1 protein-coding gene is annotated in these 2602 nt (G+C 61.2%); it reads right to left on the reverse strand.

The features are described 5' to 3' along the window. Window positions 1-2602 (reverse strand): flagellar hook assembly protein FlgD (locus NUH19_RS12925; RefSeq protein ID WP_476737500.1); only part of this gene is annotated, 2602 nt, incomplete at both ends.

Here is a 2602-nt window from a genome sequence, read left to right on the forward strand (position 1 = left end):
GGTTTCGCCGAGCGTCGCGCCGAGTGCCTTCTTGGCCGCGTCAATCGCGGTCAGGACCGGGCTTGCGGTGTCGGTGGCGCCGGTATCGGAACCAGTGTCGGTATCCGTGTCGGTGTCAGTATCCGTGTCGGTCGTCGGCGCGGTGATGCCGTTGGCGGCGCGGTAGGCTGCAACCGCCTTGATCAGGTCGGCGAGCTGCGACTTGGCCTGGGCCGGGGTCAGCTTGCTGATCTTCAGGTCAGCGGCCAGGGCGTTGAAGTCGCCGTTGAAGGTGTTGCCCGTTGCCGGGTTGATGGCCTCGCCGACGTCGCTTGCGTCCTTCTTGGCCGCCGCGATCGCATCCAGAACGCTCTGGAGCGTGTCCGTGGTGGTCTCGGAGCCGGTGCCAGTCTCAGAACCCGTGTTGCCGGTTTCCGTGCCAGTGCCGGTTTCGGTGCCGGTGGTTGCAGGCTTGTCGTAGTAAACCGTGACCACCTTTTCAACCTGGTTACCGGTGCTGTCGCCAACATCGATCACGAAGATGTTCTTGCCTTCCTTGAGGTGTTCAACCTCGGAGAAGGACTGGCTGGTGCCAGGCGTCTTGGTGTTCCAGTTGAGGTCACCGGAGGTCTGCACGATCTGGTTGCCGTTGATGTAGACTTCGAGGTAGTCGAAGTTGTCCGTCGCGGTCCCGCTGATGGTGAAGGTGTCCTTGTCGGTGTGGATGTCGTTGTCGGTATCCTGGTCGATTGTCACTTCAGGCGCAATCGCATCCAAAACGATGGAGATGCGTTCCTGGATGGTCTGGCCGGTCAGGGTGTTGCCAAAGACAACGCTAAAGTCGTGCTTGCCCAGGGTGCCAACCGGCAGGTCAACGCTGAAGGACAGGTCGGACTTGACGTCGACGTGCTTGCCCGCGATTTCGAGGCTGGTCGTCGGGTGCTTGACGTGGCCGGAAATGTGGTAGGTCTGGGTGTCGGCGTCGTAGGCGGTGTCGCCTGGTTCGACATAGTTGGTCCCGAACTTGATCCCGTTATCGAGGGTCACCGCGTTGGTCAGCGGATCGGCGTCGTAGCTGGAGTTGACCGCGTAATCGAAGGTCTTGACGTTGCCATCGGCATCCGTCAGCGTGATGGTGACGGTGTTGTCGCCGAACGCAACCGGCACATCGGCGTCAATCGCGTGGCTATCGTCCAGGGCCAAGTCGATTGGGTCGCCGCCGTTGACCGTCGCCGTGGCCGAAACCACGTCGTCGGAAACCGTACCGGCCACCTTGACGCTGCCTTCGGAGGTCTGGGCGTTGCCGTTGTTGACGGTCAGCGTGCCGATCTTCGGCTGCTGCAGAGCGATGTGCGAGTCGTAGCTGCCAAGCAGCTGCGTGTGTGCGGCATCGGCGTAGAACTTGAACGTCGTGTCCCAATCAACCGCATGCGCGATTGGCATCTTCGCCACGAAGTACTGAGCCGAAACGTCGGTTGGGTCGTTCGGGTTCGTGTGGTTTTCGATGTTGAGGTCTTGGGTCTTACCGTCCGCATCCACGTAGGTCCCGTAGACATCGCCGCCGGAGTAGCGACCGGTCATCTCGTAGGAGAGAACGCCGGTGTTGAAGTCGGCATCGATGTTGTCTTCGTTGGCCATGCTGATGGTGGCCGGAATCCCACCGTCGATGACCAGCCCGTCAGCGGTCTGGCCAGGAAGCGGTGCGTCGTCCTTCATGACGTCGACATAGTTCGAGGCGTTATCGTTGACGTACAGCTCGATGGCGTTGCGGCCCTGAGCCAGCGTCTTGGCCTGCGCGTCGGTCAAAGGCACCTTGATCTGGGTGTAGCCGTCGGCCGTGGTGCCGGTCACTTCGTAGGTTTGGTAGACCTCGACGACGCCGTTAACGGCGGTGCCGGCCATCTTGGTGATGTCGTTGCCGGAGAAGTCGTCCTTGGTTTCGCCCGTGATGTAGTACTGGGTCTTGCCGTCGACTTCCTCGGAGGTCAAGGCGATGTGCTGCAGTTCAGGTGCAACGGAGTCGACCTTGAACGGCATGTCGATGTTTTGACGGCTGTCCTCGGACGCGCCATCGGCCACCGCGGAGACGCGGTAGGTGTACTGGCCGTCCGGAACGGTCTCGTACTTGCCGGTCGACTGGTTGAACGCGGTCCCGTCCCACTTCGGCAGGTCAAGCGTGGTGTAGTACTGACCGTTTTGGTAGTAGTACGTCTTGGTTTCGTTGGTCGACTTGGAAAGCGTGGTGACCACGTTGCCGTCGGCGTCCAGAATCTGGAACTTCACGTCGGACGCGTTGCGGAACAAGTAGACTTGGCCCTGAATGGACTGAACGGCCGCGCTGCCGCTGTTAGAAAAGGCCACGGCGTCCTGGTCGACGGTGTCGGAGTCGGCGGTCGTCCCAGGAATGATCAGCTTGCTGGTCAGCAGGTCTTCGGCGTAAAGCACCGAAGAGGAGCTCAGGCCAAGCGCCTGCGCGGACTGGCCGTTGACCGGATCAAAGATCGGCTGGGCATCCCAGTTGCCGCGGAAGCCCATGTATGGCAGGTTCAGGGTCGTGCCGTCGGAGCCGGTGAAGCCCATGAAGCCTTCGATGTAGCGGTTTTGGCTCAGGCCTTCCGGCAGG

Origin of the sequence: Lacticaseibacillus parakribbianus, from assembly GCF_025490915.1 — a bacterium.
Taxonomy (GTDB): domain Bacteria; phylum Bacillota; class Bacilli; order Lactobacillales; family Lactobacillaceae; genus Lacticaseibacillus; species Lacticaseibacillus parakribbianus.